The 17,980-nt window shown below is 73.2% G+C and carries 15 protein-coding genes and 2 pseudogenes; 13 read left to right on the plus strand and 4 right to left on the minus strand.

The window, feature by feature from the left end; genetic code table 11:
- The first annotated feature begins 166 nt into the window (after positions 1-166).
- The 10 genes and pseudogenes from ACZ7HQ_RS38975 to ACZ7HQ_RS39020 all read left to right on the plus strand — a co-directional run bounded on the left by ACZ7HQ_RS38975 (position 167) and on the right by ACZ7HQ_RS39020 (position 11,309).
- Positions 167-1,327, plus strand: a complete 1,161-nt coding sequence (locus tag ACZ7HQ_RS38975) for a serine hydrolase domain-containing protein (protein ID WP_471000404.1) — start codon at positions 167-169, stop codon at positions 1,325-1,327.
- Positions 1,328-1,375: 48 nt separating this feature from the next.
- On the plus strand, positions 1,376-2,902 hold the full coding sequence (locus ACZ7HQ_RS38980; protein WP_471000407.1) for a CAP domain-containing protein: 1,527 nt from the start codon (positions 1,376-1,378) through the stop codon (positions 2,900-2,902).
- A 56-nt stretch (positions 2,903-2,958) separates the two neighbouring features.
- Positions 2,959-3,636, plus strand: coding sequence for an AIM24 family protein (locus tag ACZ7HQ_RS38985; protein WP_471000410.1), 678 nt, complete (start codon positions 2,959-2,961; stop codon positions 3,634-3,636).
- Positions 3,637-3,791: 155 nt separating this feature from the next.
- Complete coding sequence (locus ACZ7HQ_RS38990) at positions 3,792-4,832, plus strand: tetratricopeptide repeat protein (protein WP_471000412.1); 1,041 nt, start codon at positions 3,792-3,794, stop codon at positions 4,830-4,832.
- On the plus strand, positions 4,829-5,842 hold the full coding sequence (locus ACZ7HQ_RS38995) for a polyprenyl synthetase family protein (protein WP_471000415.1): 1,014 nt from the start codon (positions 4,829-4,831) through the stop codon (positions 5,840-5,842). Before ACZ7HQ_RS38990 ends, ACZ7HQ_RS38995 begins: the two co-directional genes overlap by 4 nt.
- A 101-nt stretch (positions 5,843-5,943) precedes the next feature.
- Entirely contained in the window at positions 5,944-6,912 is a 969-nt protein-coding gene (locus ACZ7HQ_RS39000; RefSeq protein WP_471000417.1) for a pyridoxal-phosphate dependent enzyme, read from the plus strand.
- Between the two features lie 197 nt (positions 6,913-7,109).
- A complete protein-coding gene (locus ACZ7HQ_RS39005) occupies positions 7,110-8,678 on the plus strand; it encodes a serine/threonine protein kinase (protein WP_471000419.1) in 1,569 nt (522 codons plus the stop codon).
- A 50-nt stretch (positions 8,679-8,728) separates the two neighbouring features.
- Positions 8,729-9,700 carry an LLM class F420-dependent oxidoreductase gene (locus ACZ7HQ_RS39010; protein ID WP_471000422.1) on the plus strand — a complete coding sequence of 324 codons (972 nt, stop codon included), beginning with the start codon at positions 8,729-8,731 and terminating at the stop codon, positions 9,698-9,700.
- A gap of 90 nt (positions 9,701-9,790) precedes the next feature.
- Positions 9,791-10,821: pseudogene (locus tag ACZ7HQ_RS39015) on the plus strand (hypothetical protein).
- 62 nt (positions 10,822-10,883) lie between these two features.
- Complete coding sequence (locus ACZ7HQ_RS39020; RefSeq protein ID WP_471000425.1) at positions 10,884-11,309, plus strand: SsgA family sporulation/cell division regulator; 426 nt, start codon at positions 10,884-10,886, stop codon at positions 11,307-11,309.
- Between the two features lie 37 nt (positions 11,310-11,346).
- On the opposite strand, the gene ACZ7HQ_RS39025 is transcribed toward ACZ7HQ_RS39020, so the two are convergent.
- Both ACZ7HQ_RS39025 and ACZ7HQ_RS39030 read right to left on the minus strand, forming a co-directional pair.
- On the minus strand, positions 11,347-11,892 hold the full coding sequence (locus ACZ7HQ_RS39025; protein WP_471000428.1) for a DUF6328 family protein: 546 nt from the start codon (positions 11,890-11,892) through the stop codon (positions 11,347-11,349).
- A 52-nt stretch (positions 11,893-11,944) separates the two neighbouring features.
- Entirely contained in the window at positions 11,945-12,928 is a 984-nt protein-coding gene (locus ACZ7HQ_RS39030) for an aldo/keto reductase (RefSeq protein WP_471000431.1), read from the minus strand.
- A gap of 150 nt (positions 12,929-13,078) precedes the next feature.
- Here ACZ7HQ_RS39030 and ACZ7HQ_RS39035 point away from each other — a divergent pair, with 150 nt between their 5' ends.
- Positions 13,079-14,797 (plus strand): cholesterol oxidase substrate-binding domain-containing protein, encoded by a 1,719-nt coding sequence (locus ACZ7HQ_RS39035; RefSeq protein ID WP_471000450.1) that lies wholly within the window; start codon positions 13,079-13,081, stop codon positions 14,795-14,797.
- A 97-nt stretch (positions 14,798-14,894) separates the two neighbouring features.
- On the opposite strand, the gene ACZ7HQ_RS39040 is transcribed toward ACZ7HQ_RS39035, so the two are convergent.
- Entirely contained in the window at positions 14,895-15,470 is a 576-nt protein-coding gene (locus tag ACZ7HQ_RS39040) for a TetR/AcrR family transcriptional regulator (protein ID WP_471000435.1), read from the minus strand.
- Positions 15,471-15,474: 4 nt separating this feature from the next.
- The gene (locus ACZ7HQ_RS39045; RefSeq protein ID WP_471000437.1) at positions 15,475-16,959 is read right to left on the minus strand and encodes an MFS transporter; all 1,485 of its coding nucleotides are present in this window, start codon (positions 16,957-16,959) and stop codon (positions 15,475-15,477) included.
- Positions 16,960-17,411: 452 nt separating this feature from the next.
- Between ACZ7HQ_RS39045 and melC1 the strand changes: the two genes are divergently transcribed.
- Together melC1 and ACZ7HQ_RS39055 are read left to right on the plus strand one after the other, a co-directional pair.
- Positions 17,412-17,792, plus strand: coding sequence for an apotyrosinase chaperone MelC1 (gene melC1 / locus ACZ7HQ_RS39050; RefSeq protein ID WP_471000440.1), 381 nt, complete (start codon positions 17,412-17,414; stop codon positions 17,790-17,792).
- Between the two features lie 34 nt (positions 17,793-17,826).
- Positions 17,827-17,980 (plus strand): annotated as a pseudogene (locus ACZ7HQ_RS39055) (tyrosinase family protein); the annotation flags it as partial.

Consider the following 17,980-nt stretch of genomic DNA (forward strand, 5'->3'; position numbering starts at 1 on the left):
TTCTATGGCAATCCTTTACAAATGCGCGCCACAGAGTGATCAGGAGCTGACCAACTGTGTGTCGGCTGGGGAGACGCCGTCCTCATCGCCTAGGTTCCAGGGCCTGAATGTGACCGATATCGCATCAAGCGCCGTATCGGTTCGGATCGCTGAAAGTGGGTTGCGGATGCTCTCGGCAACGGTGGGGCGGGGTGCGGTTCTCGGAGCGGTCGCGTTGGCGCTGCTGGCGGTCCCGGCGCGGGCCGCGACCGCGGAGACGGACGCGCCGGCGGCGGGGCTCCCGGCTCCCGACACCGTGGGCCTCGCCGCGGCGCTGCGGTCCGCGGTGGACCAGGGCGCTCCGGGCGCCATGGCCCGGATCGACGACAGCGGCCGGACGTACACGGCGGCGCACGGAGTCGCCGACCGGGCCACCCGGCGGGCCCTCACCACCGACGACCGGTTCCGCGTCGGCAGCGTCACCAAGACCTTCTCGGCCGTCGTCCTGCTGCAGCTCGCCGACGAGGGCCGGCTGGCGCTCGACGCGCCGGTCAACCGCTACCTGCCGGGGCTGCTGCCCGACGACCGGATCACGGTCCGTCACGCGCTGAGCCACCGCAGTGGCCTCCACGACTACACCGACGAGCTGTTCGCCGACAGCGTGTCCGGCTTCGAGGCGGTGCGGAACAAGGTCTTCAGCTACCGCCGGCTGGTCGACCTGTCGCTGCAGAAGCCGCTCACCAACGAGCCCGGCGCCGCGTACTCCTACTCCAACACCAATTTCGTGGTGGCGGGCATGCTCATCGAGCAGCTCACCGGGCACTCCGTGCGGACGGAGTACGAGAAGCGCATCTTCGAGCCGCTGAAGCTGCGGGACACGTTCTACGTCCATCCCTCGACCGCCATTCCGGGCCGGTACGCCCGTGGCTACCTCACCCCGGACCGGACGGGTGAGCCGTTGGTCGACGCCACGGACCAGACGGTGTCGTGGGCGCAGAGCGCGGGGGCGATCATCTCCAGCGCGCGGGACCTCGACGTCTTCTACGGTGCGCTGCTCGGCGGCAGGCTGCTGTCCGCCGCGCGGCTCGACGAGATGGAGCGGTTCACGCCGGTCGACGGGACGACGGCGTACGGGCTCGGGCTGCGGCGGCGAGACCTGTCCTGCGGGGTCTCGGTGTACGGGCACACGGGAGTCGTGCAGGGGTACTACACGTATGCCTTCGCCTCAAAGGACGGTACGCGGACCCTGACCGCCGTCGCCAACACGTCCAACAACGGCAAGGTGTCGCAGGCGTTGGCCAAGACCCTGGAAGCGGGGTTCTGCGGGCGCGGAGCCGCTCAGGGGTAGGAGGCCGCAGCGGGAACCGCGGCACACCTTCCGGGCGTTGTCCCCTGCGTGACGAGCGAGCTGGTGGCCGGGGGCAATCTGGCACTGCCCGTGGGGGCGGTGCGGCTGCGGGTGGCGGGGGACTTCGACGTGTCCGCTCTCGTCACCGGCGTGGACGGGAGAGTCGGGTCCGACGCCGACTTCGTCTTCTACAACCAGCCCCGGGCTCCGGGTGTCCGGCTGCGCGGTGACGTCCTGACCGTCGATCCGGGTCGGCTGCGCGGCGGCGCGTGCCGGGTCACGGTGGTGGTGAGCGCGGCCGAGCCCGGTACGCCGCTCCGCCGGCTGCCGGCTCCCCGGCTCGAGGTCACGGACGGCTCGGGGCGCTCGGTGGCCCGGTTCGCACCGCCGCGTCCTGGCCCGGAGACCGTGCTGCTGCTCGCCGAGCTGTATGCGCGGCCGGGCACGGGATGGAAGCTGCGCGCGATCGGGCAGGGGTACGCGGACGGGCTGGCCGGGCTCGCCCGGGACTTCGGGGTACAGGTCACGGACGACGGCGGGCAGACCGCGCCCACCCCACCGGACGGCCGCGCCCCCGCCACCCGGCCCGCCACACCGGCTTCCCGCGTCCACTTCACCGGGCCCGCCACACCGGCCTCTCGCGTCCGCATCACCCGGGCCGCCGCACCGGACGCCCGCGTCCGCACGACCCGGCCCGCCGAACCGGACGCCCGCACGCACACCACCCGGCCCACCGGGCCCGGCGCCCCCAGGCTGTCCGGTCGGCTCGCGGGCGGCTCCGCGGCGACCGGCCGCCACTCGAGCGGCCCCGCGGACGACTTCCTCCGGCTGGTCAACTCGGCTCGCGCGCAGGCGGGTTCCCCGGCCGTCGCCCTCGACCCGCGCCTCGCCTCCGCCGCGCGGTCCCACGCCCAGGCCATGGCGCAGGCCGGCCGGCTCGACGGCGAGGGGCGGGACGGCGTCTCGGTGCACCAGCGCATCACGGCCACCGGATACACGTACGTCACCGTCGGCGAGCACCTCGTCTCCGGGCCCCGCACCCCGGCCGAGTTCGTGGACTACTGCCTGGAGTCGGCACGTTCCCGGCACACCCTGCTCGACCCGGCCTTCCGGCACGCCGCCCTGGCCCACGCCGACGGCGGCGACCGGTACTGGACGGCGCTGTGGGCCGCTCCCCTCACACCGGACGCGCTGTCGCGCACGGCCGCCGAGGTCGTCGCGCTCACCAACGCCGAGCGCGGCCGGGCCGGCCTGCCCCCGCTGGCGACGGACCCGCTGCTCACGGCCGCCGCCCAGGCGCACTGTGCGGACATGGTGGCCCGCGACTTCTACGACCACACCTCGCCCGACGGCTCCCAGCCCTGGGACCGGGCCCGCGCGGCCGGGTCCCGCAGGCGCACGATCGGCGAGAACATCGCCTGCGGCCAGCGCTCCCCCGCCGAGGTCGTGGACGGCTGGATGCACAGCCCCGGCCACCGCGCCAACATCCTCGAGCGGGACTTCGGCCACATCGGCGTCGGCTTCACGGGCGGCGGCCGGGCGGGCACCTACTGGGCGCAGCTTTTCGGTGGCTGAGGCGGCACGGTCCGTGATCTTGGCGGAATGACATCGTCCGGGACACCATGCCCCGCATGAAGGGTGACCTCTTTTCCAGTGAGCACGTGGTGCAGCCGGCCGTGGAGCCGGGCATGTCCGTCGAGAACGCCAAGTGCGTCAAGTACACCGTCCAGGGCGAGATGTACGCCCGGCAGGGCGCGATGATCGCCTATCGCGGGGACCTGAAGTTCGAGCGCAAGGGGCAGGGCGTCGGCGGCATGCTGAAGCGTGCGGTCACCGGCGAGGGACTGCCCCTCATGGCGGTACGCGGGCAGGGGGAGGCCTGGTTCGCGCACGAGGCGCAGAACTGTTTCATCGTCGAGGTCGAGGCCGGCGACCAGTTCACGGTCAACGGCCGTAACGTGCTGTGTTTCGACCCCTCGCTGGCGTACGAGATCAAGACGGTCAAGGGATCGGGCATCGCCGGCGGCGGCCTGTTCAACAGCGTGTTCAGCGGGCAGGGCCGGCTGGGGCTGGTCTGCGAGGGCAACCCGCTGGTCATCCCGGTCTCCGCACAGGCCCCGGTGTACGTGGACACGGATGCGGTGGTCGGCTGGACCGCGCATCTGCAGACCTCGCTGCACCGCTCCCAGTCCATCGGCTCCATGCTGCGCGGCGGTTCGGGCGAAGCCGTGCAGCTGATGCTCCAGGGCGAGGGCTTCGTCGTGGTGCGCCCGAGCGAGCTGACCCCGCAGAAGACCCAGCAGCACTGAACCTTCACAGGGTGACCCGCATCGCACGGGCAACCCCCCGCGCCGTGCCTGCGTCTTGATCGGCAACAGACCGACACGCCCCGGTCTTTCGACCGGGGCTCGTTTCCGACTCGCTATACACGCCATGTATACGCAGCGTGTATAGAAAGGTACGCATGTACGGCAAGGCTTTCGCCCCGGAGTACCAGGGCGCACTGACCACCCTCTCCGTGAACTCCTCGCTGGTCGATGTGCTGGCGGAGGGCACCGAGAAACTACGCGAGGCCCAGCGGTCCGGGCGTCCCGCCGAGGCGGCGCGCTGCGGGCTCGCCGTCGCCGAGGCGCACCGGCGCCTCGGTCACGTGGAGGACGCGGACCAGGCCTGGAAGGCGAGTTACCGCGCGGCCCGGGAGGCCGGCGACACCGCCGCGATGGCGTGGGCGCTGTGGAGCGGCGGCACCCTCGCCCGACAGCGCGGGGCGTTCCCGCTGGCCTGGCGGCTGCTGGGCCTCGCGGCGGAACTCGGCGAGCGGGGCGGCGACATCGTCTGCCGCGGATACTCGCTGGCCGGTCTCGCGGAGACCGGCCGGATCCAGGGCGACTACGAGGCGGTCGGGCGGCTGCACGAGCAGCTGCTGGCCGAGGCCCGCAGGCGCGGGGAGGCCCGGCACACGGTGTGGGCGCTGGAGGGCATCGCGCAGATGCACCGCAACACCGGCGACCACGACCGGGCGTACGCGCTGTTCGAGGAGGCGGCGGAGATAGCCGAGCGGGCGGAGGACCGGCGGGGGCACGCCTGGGCGCTGCGCGGGCTCGCCGACATCCTGTCCGTGCGCGACAAGGACACCGAGCGCGCACTGGAGCTCCTGTCACAGGCGGAGGCCGGCTGCCGGGCGATGAACCTCTCCAGCGCGCTCGCCTACAACCACAAGATGCGCGGCAACGTCCTGTACCGGGCGGAACGTTACGCCGAGGCCCGGGACCTGTACGAGCTGGCCCTGGAGGAGTTCCGGGCGATGAGCGAGCCGCGCGGCGAGGCACTGGCCCGGCTGGGGCTGGCCAAGTCGCTGGCGCAGCTGGGCCGCGACCGGGCGGAGACGACGGCCGAACTCGCCGACCTGGCGCGGACGTTGGAGCGGAGCGGACTGAAGCACGCCCGGGAGATGGTGGCCCGGGCCCAGGAGGAGTTCGGTCTCGACGCGGAGGTCGCCCGGTGACCGCCGTACAGGCCCCGCCGTCCGCGCCCGAAGTCCTCGTCCGCTGCCGGGAGCTGGTGCAGCCGGCGCTGCGGGAGGCGGTGGGGCGGCTGCATCCCTGGGTGGCCGAGATGGCCGCGTACTCCTTCGGCTGGTGCGAGGTCGGCGGGGCGCCGGCCGCCGCGCCGGGCGGCAAGGGCGTACGGCAGGCGCTCGCGGTGCTCGGTGCCGAGGCGGCGGGCGGCGACGGGCGGGCCGGTGTCCCGGGCGCGGTCGCGGTGGAACTGGTGCACGCCTTCTCGCTGCTGCACGACGACATCATGGACGGTGACGCGACCCGGCGCCGCCGCCCCGCCGTGTGGAAGGCGTACGGCACGGGCCCGGCGGTACTCGCCGGGGACGCCCTGTTCGCGTTGGCGGTCGAGACCCTCGCCGCCGCGCCGCAGGGGGCGGGCACCGTACGGCTGCTCTCCGCGGCCCTCGCCGACCTGGTGCGCGGGCAGGCCGACGACCTGCTGTTCGCCTCCCGGCCCTGCACCGGTCCGGAGCGGGTCACGCCCGAGGAGTACCGGGCCATGGCCGAGGGCAAGACCGGCGCACTGCTGGGCTGCGCGGCCGCGCTGGGCGCGATGCTCGGCGGGGCGCCGCGGACCACGGTGGGCGCGCTCGACCGTGCCGGGCGGCATCTCGGCATCGCCTTCCAGCTCGTCGACGACGTGCTGGGCATCTGGGGCGATCCGGCCGTCACGGGGAAACCCGTGGGCGGCGACCTGCGGGAACGCAAGAAGACGTATCCGGTGCTGGCCGCGCTCGGCTCCCCTGCGGCCGTCGGGCTCCCCGAACTGCTGGACGCGCCGGATCGGGCCGAGGAGGCCGCCGCGCTGATCGAGGCGGCGGGCGGCCGTACGGCGGCACTGGCCGAGGCCCGCGCGCACACGGACGCCGCCCGGGCCCTGCTGACGGAAACGGCTGCCGAGGCCGCCGGGGACCTGTTCCGGCTGCTGGACCATCTCGCCGACCGCACATGGTGACCACCCTCGCACCGGGGTGAAACCGTGTTGACCGCCACCCTCTCCACGGGTCAGGGTGCGAAAGGCGCGGCCCGCAGCCCGCGCCGGAGGGGTGAGGCACCTTGATCGGCATCACGGAGATCGAAGCCGTGGCGGAGCGGATCGCCGGGCATGTCGTGCGGACGCCGACCGTACCGAGCCCGGGTCTGACCGCGCTGCTCGGCGTCCCGGTCACCGCCAAGCTGGAGCTGCTGCAGCGCACCGGCTCGTTCAAGGCACGCGGTGCGACGGCGAAGCTTCTGTCGCTGAGCGGGGCCGAGCGGGCGGCGGGCGTGGTCGCGGTCAGCGGCGGCAACCACGGGATCGCCCTCGCGGTGATGGCCGCGGCCCTCGATGCGAAGGCGACCGTGGTGATGCCCCGCACCGCGCCCGCGCGTTCCATCCGGATCGCCCAGGAGGCGGGGGCGTCGGTGCGGCTGACCGACGGCATGGACCGTGCCTTCGAGCTGGTGACGCGGCTGCGGGACGAGGGGCTGACGCTGGTCCACCCGTTCGACGACCCGGTGGTGATCGCCGGGCAGGGCACGGTGGGGCTGGAGCTGGCCGAGGACGTCGGGGACGCCGGCGGCCTGACGGACGTCGTGGTCAGCATCGGCGGCGGTGGGCTGATCGCCGGGATCGCGGCCGCGCTCGCGGCCGAACGCCCCGGGGTGCGGGTGTGGGGTGTGGAGACCGAGGGCGCCGAGGCCATGTCCGCCGCGCTGAAGGCGGGCGGACCGGTGCCGGTGCCCTTGTCGTCCCTGGTCACCACGCTCAGCGCACCCGCCGTGTCGCAGCTGACGTACGACCATGTGTCCGCGCTGGTCGAGGAGGTGCTGGTGGTCCCGGACCGGGACGCCGTACAGGGCTCGCTGGACCTCGCCGAGCACGCCAAGGTGTGGGCCGAGCCGGCGGCGGGCTGTCTGCTGCCGGCGGCCCGCGAGGTGGTGGCACGGGTCGGCGACGGCGCCCGGATCGGCCTCGTGGTGTGCGGCGGCAATACGACGCCGCGGGAACTCATCGGCTGGGCCGAGCGGTTCGGGCTGTGGTGAGACCGGGCCGCGCCCGGGAATTTACCCTCGGTTACCCGCAGGTCGAACGACCGCCGCGCGCGGCCATCCCAAACTCGCAAGCCCTTTCGAAGAGTTGAATAAAAGGCAGGAACGCGGCCCGTCCACCGTTTCCTTGAACGCACCCCCGCACGTCCCCCGTACCTCTGTGAGACACGCAACAGGGGTTCCAGCGAGGGATGACCATGGTCAAGGCGCACGTCTCCGCACACGAGTTGGTCGCCGGACGCTACCGGCTCCTCGAGGTCTTCGCCCGGGAGACGAACCGCCTGTGGTGGTACGCCGAGGACGTGGCGGCGGAGCAGCCCCGGCTGGTGGCCCGGACCACCCTGCCGGAGTCCGCCGACGACGACACCGCGCGCCGGGTCACGGCCCGCGTCATCCGGACCTCGGAGACCATGCGACTGCTGTGTCCCGGCCAGGTCGCCTCGGTCGTCGACGCCGTGGTGGAGGCCGGGGCCCTGTGGACGGTCACCGAGTGGATCGAGGGCACACCGTTGTCCGAACTCCTGGACCGCGAGGGCGCGTTCAACGCCGTGCGGGCGGCACGGACCGGCCTGGAACTGCTCGATGTGCTCCAAGCCGCGCACGACGAGGGCGTCACCCACGGCGAGCTGAGCCCCGGCCAGGTCTTCGTACGGGACAGCGGCCCCGTCGTCGTCACCGGGTTCGGCCTGGCGGGCGCGACCCTGGTGCCCCGGCTCACGGCACCCTCGTACGCCTCGCCGGAGCAGGCCCGCGACGAGCGCATCGGGCCGGCCGCCGACCTGTGGGCGCTGGGCGCGCTCCTGTACACGATGGTGGAGGGCCGGCCGCCGTTCCGGGACCGCGGCCGTCCCGACGCCACCCTGAAGGCCGTGGACCGGCTGCCGCTGCGCACCCCGCTGCGCGCGGGCCCGCTCACCCAGGCCGTGCAGGGGCTGCTGCGGAAGAACTCGCGGGAACGGCTGACCCGGCCGGTGGTCCGCGAGGCCCTGATCCGCACCCTGGACGAGGACGCCGACGCCGACCGGCAGCCCGCTCCCCTGCCCCGGCTGCGCGGCGCGTACCGGGGCGTGCGCCTCGTCGGGCGGGAGCACGGCAGGCTGATGATGGCGGCCGGTACCGCGCTGGCGGTGCTCACCGTCACCGCCGCCGTCCTTGCCGCGACGCACCGGCTCGCGGGCACCGGCACCGCGCAGGCACCGCTCCGCCCCTCCGCCTCGGCCACTCCCGCCGACACGCACACCGGCGGCGGCAGCACCACGCCCTCCGCGCGCCCCACCCCGAGCAGCCCGCCCGCCCTGCCGGCCGGCTACCACCGCTACGCCGCGCCCGAGGGCTTCTCCGTGGCCCTGCCCGACGGCTGGAAACGGCTGACCACCTCCCGGGTCACCGGGGCCTACCGCATCACCTTCGGCCGGGGCGGCACCTCCCCCACCCTGGCCGTCACACACAGCGAGCACGTGGGTCCCGACCCGGTCGCCGTCTGGCGGGACGACGTCGAACCGGACCTGCAGCGGCTCCCGGGCTACCAGCGCGTCGGCACCGTCCGTGCCACCACCTACCAGGGCCACAAGGGCGCCGATCTGGAGTGGCTGGCCCAGGCCGGGGACGCACGGGTGCACACCTTCGGGCGCGGCTTCCTCACGGGCGACGGCGACGGATTCTCCCTGCGCTTCACCACCCCGGCCGCGACCTGGGACGACGCCGCCAACCGGCTGGCGCTGAAGACGTTCCTGCAGACGTTCCGTACACCGGCGGGCTGACCGGCACCCGCGGTTCGTTTTCGAGCCGCCAGCCCGGGGACTCGCCCCTTATGGTGCAAATCGGATACACGATGATGACCGAGCAGGCCGGTCCCCGGGATCTGGTGGACCATGTGGTGCGGGCCGAGGAGACCGGGTTCGACTTCTCGGTGATCTCCGACCACTACTTTCCGTGGCTGCGCTCGCAGGGCCACTCCTCGTACGCGTGGAGCGTGCTGGGCGCCGCCGCCCAGGCCACCTCGCGGATTCCCCTGATGACCTACGTGACCTGCCCCATTCTCCGGTACCACCCGGCGATCGTGGCGCAGAAGGCGGCCACGGTGCAGCTGTTGTCCGAGGGCAGGTTCCGGCTCGGGCTGGGGGCCGGCGAGAACCTCAACGAGCACGTGGTGGGCGGCGGCTGGCCCCCGGTCGACGTGCGCCACGAGATGCTCGAAGAGGCCGTGGGGATCATCCGCGCGCTGTTCGAGGGCGGCCATGTCACCCACCACGGACCGCACTACGACGTGGAGTCGGCCCGGCTGTGGGACCTGCCGGACCAGCCGCCGCCCCTCGGCATCGCCGTCTCCGGCGAACAGTCCTGCAAGCTCGCCGGGCACCTCGCCGACCTGGTCATCGCGACCGAACCGAAGCCGGGGCTGCTGGAGGCCTTCGACCGGCACGGCGGCACCGGCAAGCCCCGGGTCGGCCAGCTGCCGGTCTGCTACGACCCCGACCCGGACACGGCGGTCAAGCGCGCCCACTCACAGTTCCGCTGGTTCGGGCTCGGCTGGAAGGTGAACGCCGAACTGCCGCACCCCGACGCCTTCGAGGCCGCGACGCAGTTCGTGGACGAGGACGACGTCGCCGCCTCGATCCCGTGCGGCGACGACCCCGACGCCTTCGTGGAGGCCGTACGGCCGTACGCCGAGGCCGGGTTCGGGGAGATCGCGCTCGTGCAGATCGGCGGCGACACCCAGCCCGAGTTCCTGGACTGGTCGGGGAAGACCCTGCTGCCCGCGCTGCGGGAGGCCTTCGGCTGACCGCCGGGCGTGGCCGATGCGTCGATATGGGCTTTCCTGTCCGCGTCCGCTCCCGGGTGCGGCCTTGAGCACCTTGCAGGAGAGCCATCCGTGACCCTGGTCATCGACCCGTCCGAGACGCCCGCACCGGCCGCGCCGCGGCTGTCCGACCTGGTGGCGCGTGACGCCCGCGAGTTCGGGGTGTACGCGCGCACCGGAGGCTGGGCCTTCGCGCTGATGGTGGCCCGCAGTGTGCGCCCGGGCGGACAGCCGGCCGGCGGGACGCCGAAGGTGCCGGCGAAGGAGTTCGCGCGGCTGGCGGGCTGCTCGCCGGAGCGGGTCATGCGCTACTACAAGGCCTGGGACCGGGCCGCCGACGACGGGCTCGTCCCGCACTTCGAGGCCCTCGAGCCGGGCCAGGAGGTCGACCTGCCGGACGCGGACGTCTGGCTGAGCTACTACGTCTCCCGCAACAGCGCCACCTCCGAGCGCGGCACCGCGATCGCCGAAGCCGCCGAGGCCGAGGGCATCCGCCCCACCAAGGCGCTGGAGGTCGCCGAGAACCCGACCGCGCTGCGCGCCGCGATCCTCGCCGACCCCGCCACCGCCCGCGCGGCCCGCTCGGCCCTGCTGGACCGGCTGAGGGAGGACCCCGAGCTGCAGGCGGAACTGGCGCGTGACGTCGTACGCACCGACGACCTGAAGAAGGCCGTCGCGACCGAGAGCCGGGCCGCCGACCGGATCGGCTACGTCCGACAGATCGCCGACTCCGGGCAGATCAGGACCCCGGCCGGGCAGACCGTCGAGGCCCCTGCCGAGCTGCGCGAGGAGGCCGAGCGGCACTGGAGGAAGGCGAGGACACGGGCGAGTGGGCCGGCGAGGCCTACGGCACCATGAAGTCGCTGGTCGCCGAGGCGGTGGAGGCCGACCCCGAACTGCGCGTCCAGGAGCGCCGGACGAAGTTCTACAGCAGCCTGCAGAAGGCGGCCAGGGCGTTCGAGGAGCTGACCTTCGACGACGCGCAGGACTTCTACGAGGACGACATGGTCCGGCGTCTCGAGGAGCTCCAGCAGGCCATCGGCGGCTGCCTGGCCGCGCTGCGCGGCGCCGGCGCGAATCCGGGGATTCAGTCGCACGAGTGAGCATCCGGGGCGGCACGGGGGTACTAGAGGGCTCTACGCCGATTGTTGCCGGAGGCCCTCGCATGAACGCGTTCGTGCACAAGACCCTGGTGGTACAGCTGCGCACGGAAGGCACCGGCCGGTGTCCCGTGCTGGCCCATCTCAGTTACGACGCCGACGACCCGTTCGCCGTCACCGCCGTCTTCGGCCACGACGGCCGGGTGCTGGCCTGCTGGCGGCTGGACCGGGAGATGCTCTCCGACGGTCTGCTGCGGCCGGTCGGCACCGGCGACGTGCGGCTGCGGCCGGCCGCGACCGGTGCTTGGCACGAGCTGTGCATGGAGTTCCTCGGGGACGTCCGGCCGGACGGGAGCCGGCACCGCGCGGTGGTGTTCGCCTGGGCGCCCGCGGTCGCCGCGTTCCTGCGGGAGACCCACCGGATCGTCCCGCCGGGGCGGGAACGCGTCCCGGTCGACGAGCTGGTGGCCGAGATCCTCTCGGCGGGCTGAGGGGCCCGCATCCGTGCCCGGGGCCCGGCCGCCGGTCCTATGCCCGGCCCTGGCCGGGGGTGCCGTCGCTCGGTCCCGGGCGGGCGGAGCCGTCGGACGAGCGGGTCGAGTGGCGGTGCCGGGCCCACAGCGGCAGGCCGTACCAGCAGACCAGGTACCAGAGGACGACGGCCGCCACCAGGTACGGCACATAGCCGCCGTGGGTGGCCACCCGCAGGATCAGCAGCAGCGAGGACGCCATCGTCACCAGGAGCATGACCAGGCCGACGAACGTCATCCGCGACGCCAGCCGTACCGCCTGCGGCTTCACGCGGCGGCCGGCGACCAGACGGTGCAGGGACACCGGTCCGATGAGGGCGCCGGTCGCGCAGGCGCCGAGGACGACGGTCACGATGTAGATGATCTGGTCGGTATGGGGCAGCGTGGCGTACTTCGGCTGGAAGACGACGGTCAGCAGGAAGCCGAACAGGATCTGCACGCCCGTCTGGGCGACGCGGACCTCCTGGATGAGTTCGACCCACATCCGGTCGGCCCGCTCCTCCTCGGACTCGTTCCGCCCCCTGCGCCGTCCTTCCTGCGTCATGCGGTGCGTGTAACCACCCCGCCGTTCGTTCAAACGGCGTGTGCGCCGACGACTACCAACGGTGTTCGACCTGGTCCTTGATCCGCCGCTCGTACAGCTCACGGATCGCGGTGAAGGTGTCCTCGGGCAGCGGCGGCAGCTTGGCGGCGGCCGCGTTCGCGCGGGCCTGCTCCGGGTTGCGGGCGCCGGGGATCACCGTGGTGACACCGTCCTGCTCGATGATCCAGCGCAGCGCCAGCTGGGCGGGGGTGTATCCCTCGGGGGCGAGCGCGGCGAACTCGGCGGCGGCCTCGACACCGGTCTCGTAGTCGACGCCGGAGAAGGTCTCGCCCTGGTCGAAGGCCTCGCCGTGCCGGTTGTAGGTGCGGTGGTCGTTGGCGGCGAACACGGTGTCCTTGGTGTACTTGCCGGACAGCAGGCCGGAGGCGAGCGGCACGCGCGCGATGATGCCGACGCCGGCCTCGCGGGCCGCGGGCAGCACCTCGCGGAGGGGCTTCATGCGGAACGGATTGAGGATGATCTGCACGCTCGCCACGTTCGGCCGGGCGATCGCGGTCAGCGCCTCGGCGCAGGTCTCCACGCTGACGCCGTAGGCCGCGATGCGCTCCTCCTCGACGAGGGTGTCCAGGGCGTCGAACACCGCGCCCAAGGAGTAGACGGGCGTCGGCGGGCAGTGCAGCTGGACCAGATCGAGACGGTCGACGCCGAGGTTGCGGCGCGAGCGGTCGTTCCAGGCGCGGAAGTTGTCCAGGACGTAGTTCTCGGGGATCTGCTCGACCCGCCGGCCCATCTTGGTCGCGACCAGCACATGCAGGTCGGGCCGGCCGCGCAGGAAGGAGGCGATGGTCTCCTCGCTGCGTCCGTCGCCGTACACGTCGGCCGTGTCGAAGAAGGTGACGCCGGCCTCGGCCGCCGCCTCCAGGACGGACAGGGCCTCCTTGTCGTCCACGTCCCCCCAGTCGGCGCCCAGCTGCCATGTGCCGAGCCCGACCACCGATGCCCACTGACCCGACCTGTGGATTGCGCGTTCGTCCATGACGCCAGTCTGTCACCCGGCACCGGGCCACGCGGAAGCAGCCGCTCCGGTGGGCCACCCGTGCGTTGTCACCCACACGGGTGGATGGGCCGGCGGAATGCCGGCGGACGGGAAGGGGGCCCTTAGCGTGACCACGTGATCGATCGTTCGATGGACAACTCATCCTCCCCCGGCGGCGGTTGGAGCCCCCTCAGCCGACGCGGACTGCTGCGGGGTGCCGCGGCGCTGGCCGCCGTACCGGTGCTGCTCGCCGCCGACCCGGCGGTGGCCGCGGCCGAACTCCCCGGGTTTCCGGGGCAGGTGGCGCTGTACCGCTCGGCATACCGCAACTGGGTGGGCGAGATCACCGCCGACGGCCTGTGGGCCTGCGCGCCGGCCGGTCCTGAGCAGGTGCGGGACGTCGTCAACTGGGCCTGGCGCAGTGGTTGGCGGGTCCGCGCGCGGGGTCGTTCACACGGCTGGTCGCCCCTGACGATCACCGGGGGGACGACGTCGGACGCCCGCGTCCTGCTGGTGGACACGGCCGCGCGGCTGACGGGGCTGGCGCTGGAGTCCGGCTCTGCGGTCCGGGCCGGCACCGGCGTCACCCTGGAGGCCCTGCTCACCTTCCTGGAAGGGCACGGTCTCGGCCTCACCGCGACACCCGCGCCGGGAGACCTGACCCTGGGCGGCGCCCTGGCGATCGACGCGCACGGCACCGCCGTACCGGCCGCCGGTGAACAACCGCTGCCGGGCGGCACCTACGGCTCGCTCAGCAACCGGGTCCTGGAGCTGACGGCGGTGGTGTGGGACGCGGACAGCGGGGCGTACGCGCTGCGGACGTTCCGCCGCGAGGAGGCGGAGTGCGCCGCGCTGCTCACTCATCTCGGCCGGGCGTTCGTCACCGAGGTGGTGCTGCGGGTCGGCCCGGACACGAATCTGCGCTGCGTCAGCCGTACCGACGTCCCCGCCCGCGAGCTGTTCGCCGCGCCCGGCTCCGGCGGGCGCACCCTGGAGAGCGCGCTGCGCCGCTCGGGACGCGTCGAGGCGATCTGGTTCGCGTTCACCGAGTTCCCGTGGCTGAAGGAGTGGAGCGTCACGCCGGTGCGGCCGGCCGGCTCGCGGCACGTCACCTCGCCGTACAACTACCCTTTCTCCGACAGCGTGCCGACGCCCGTGGCCGACCTGGCCGGGAAGCTGGTGACGGACGCGGCCTGGTATCTGGCACCGGAGCTGGGCGCAGCGCAGCTCGCCGTCGCGTCCCTGGGCCTCGCGGCCACGGACTCGGCCGACCTGTGGGGGCCGTCGAGGAACACGCTGCTGTATCTCCGGCCGACCACCCTGCGGGTGACCGCGAACGGGTACGCGGTGCTCACCGGCCGGGCCGGAGTGCAGCGGGTGGTGCACGAGTTCACTCGGTACTACCGGGAACGGCTGGCGGCGTACGCGGCGCAGGGCCGCTTTCCGGTCAACGGCTCGGTGGAGATCCGGGTGACCGGTCTCGACGACCCGGCCGACTCCGGCGTGCCCGGCGCCCGAGCCCCGCTGCTGTCCGCCCTGCGGCCGAGCGCGGACCGGCCGGAGTGGGACACCGCGGTGTGGCTGGACGTGCTGACTCTGCCGGGCACGCCGTACGCGGAGGCGTTCCTGCGCGAGCTGGAGCGGTTCCTGCTGGAGACGTACGACGGCGGACACGCCCTCGCCCGCGTGGAGTGGTCCAAGGGCTGGGCGTACACGACGGACGCCGCCTGGAGCGACGAGGACGTGCTCGCGACGACCGTGCCCGGCTCCTTCGGACCGACGGTGTGGGGGCAGGCGGTCATGACGCTCGACCGCCTGGACCCGCACCGGGTGTTCGGCAACCCCTTCCTGGACCGGCTGCTGCGCTGACCGGTCCCCGAAGCAGCGGGCCGGGCCACGTCCGGGTCCCTGAGGAGTTGGGCGGCCGTCCGCGGGAACGGGGAGGTCCTGCTCGGCCGGCCCGGTGCTACGGGGTCAACTGGGTCTGGACGAGCGGTCCGTAGCGGTCGGCGAGCGCGTCGATGTCGGCCTCGCGCAGGTGCGGGGAGCGGGCGATGCCGTACATCACGCCGAGGCCGACGAGTGCGGCGACGGCGAGTTCGGCGCGCAGGCCGGGGTCCGGGCCGGTGAGCCGGGCGGCGAGGCGTTCGGTCACCTGGGCGCGGAAGTTGGCGCGCAGGATGTCACCGTGGTCGCCGTGCAGCGGGGCGAAGGCGATGCGCAGCAACGGGTCGGCGCCGCGCTCGCGCTGGCTGGACAGGACGTGCCGGGCCATGTGCCGGCCCAGGCCGGGAAGGGGGGCGTCCAGCAGGGCGTCGGCGTCGGTGGCGAAGGACATCACGCGGGCGAACAGGGCGTCCTTGTTGCCGAAGTACTTCACGATCAGCGGTGGGCTGACTCCGGCCCGTTCGGCGACGGCCCTGAGCGTGATGTCGGCGTGCGCGTGCCGGGCCAGGAGGTGGCGGGCGGCCTTGAGGATGGCGTCCTTCGTGGCCTCGGCGTCCCGGCGTGCGGGTGCGGTGGGGTCGGTCCGGGTGCTCACGTCCTCATGCTCCCTCCATCGCCTCGTCGCGCGCACCCCGGGTGCCGCCCTCGGCGCGGCGGGTGCCGTCCGCAGAGCCGTCGCCGGGGATGGTGAGGGCGGCCGCGCAGGCGGCGAGGGCCACGGCGCCCGCCATCGCGAAGGAGAGCATGTACCCCTGCAGGGTGGGCACCTGGGCACCGGCCAAGGGGCTGCTGTGGTGGGCGAGGACAGCGGCGACGGCCGCGCTGGAGGTGGCCTGCCCGATGGTGCGCATGAGCACGTTGACGCCGTTGGCGGAGGCGGTCTGCGCAGCCGGGACGGCCCGCAGGATGAGGGTCGGCAGCGCCGAGTAGGCGAGCGTGGTCCCGGTCGACACGACGGTGGCGCCCACGATGATCATCCACAGGTCGCGGCTGTCGGCGATACGGACCGCGTAACCGCAGGCGATGACGGCGGCGCCCAGCGCGAGGGTGATCCGCGGTCCGCGCGCGGCCGAGATACGGGCCGACAGCGGCGAGAACAGCAGCATGGTGACACCTCCGGGCAGCAGGCACAGGCCGGTGGCGACGATCGTCAGGCCGAGGCCGTAGCCGGTGGCCTTCGGTGCCTGCACCAGCTGGGCGGTGACCAGCGAGTTGGCGTAGAAGGCGAACCCTGTCAGCAGGGCGGCCACGTGCGACAGGCCCACCCGCGGCCGGCCGGCCAACCGCAGGTCGACCAACGGCCGCTCGGTGTGCAACTGCTGCCACCACCACAGGGCGAGAACGACGACGGCCCCGAGGAACAGCCCGAGGACCGGGGCGCTCCCCCAGCCCCAGGTGCCGCCCTGGGAGACGCCCAGCAGCAGACAGACCAGGCCGGCGGCGAGCCCCAGCGCACCGAGCACGTCGAACCGGCCGCGTTCACGCACGGGCGACTCCCGGACCGCCCACCAGGTGGCCGCGACGCCGAGCGCGCCCAGGGCGCCGGTGAGCCAGAACATGGTGTGCCAGTCGGCGTACTGGACGACGAGCGCGGCCAGCGGCAGGCCGAGTGCGGCACCGATGCCGACCGTGGAACTCATCAGCGCCACCGCGGAGCCCCGGCGCTCCGGCGGGAGTTCGTCGCGCAGGATGCTGATCGACAGCGGTACGACGGAGGCGGCGGCGCCCTGCAGCGCCCGGGCGGCGATGAGCACGCCGATGTCGGAGGACAGGGCGCACAGCACCGAACCGGCGGTCATCAGGGCGAGCGCCGAGGTGAGCACCCGGCGCTTGCCGTACATGTCGCCGGCCCGGCCGAGCACGGGGGTGAGGACGGCGCCGGAGAGGAGGGTCGCGGTGACCGTCCAGGAGACCGTCGCGGCCGAGGCGCCGGTGATCCGGGGCAGGTCCGGCAGCAGGGGGACGACGACGGTCTGCATGACCGCCATGAGGATGCCACCCGACGCCAGGACGGGGACGGTGAGCCGGTTGCGCAGCGGGGCCGGTCCGGAGGGGGGCCGGGGTATCGGGGCGGGCTGGTCCATCGGCGCTCCTGCGGGCAACGTTCTGACGGCGAGGTGAATGACGATTCACCTTACCGGGTGAATGGCCATTCACCCATGCTGTGCGGCGCCGTCACGGGAGCGCTCGGCCGAGGTTGCCCTCCGTCGGGGTTGTCCTCCAGGGGTGCGCGGGAAGCACCCGAAGCGACGGCACCCGGCACACCCGATCGCGTCAGTTTGACGGGGTGAGCCGGGCCACTCGGGCGGACGGCGGACGAGAAGGATCGCCGGAAACCCGGCCGGCACGGCAAGGAATTCCCCCTTCCGGAGCGGATCACCCCCCGGACACAGCAAGATCATCTTGGTTCAACTCTGTACGACATGTGGCTAATTGTCCGGATCGTAGCCAACCGGTTCCGGGTGATTTCTCCGCGTCCCCGAGCCCCCGATAGGCATGCGTCGTCACCACCGGAACACCCTCCAGGAGGACCCGCATGCCCGACCTCACCCGGCGCCGCGCACTCACCGCGACGGCAGCCCTCGCCGCGACGGCCACCGTCACCGCCCTCGCGGCACCCGCGGCCTCGGCCGCGGGACACGACCACGGCATGCCCATGCCGGACACCTTCAGCGAGGTCTACAAGGGCCGCCGGATACAGGGCCGTCCCATGAGCGGGGGCGGCCACCACCACGGACACGGTGGCGGCTACCAGGTGCTGATCGACGGCGTACAGCTGCACGTCATGCAGAACGCCGACGGCAGCTGGATCAGCGTCGTCAGCCACTACGAGCCGGTGCCCACCCCGCGCGCCGCCGCCCGCGCGGCGGTTGACGAGCTGCAGGGCGCCCCGCTGCTGCCCTTCCCGGCCAACTGACCACCCTCGCAAGGACTCCGGAGCACCCCGCACCATGACCGTACGCAAGAACCAGGCCACGCTGACCGCCGACGAGAAGCGCAGGTTCGTCGCCGCCGTCCTCGAACTCAAGCGCAACGGACGCTACGACGAGTTCGTCCGCACGCACAACGAGTTCATCATGTCGGACACCGACACCGGAGAGCGGA

It is taken from the genome of Streptomyces sp. NPDC037290 (assembly GCF_055603245.1).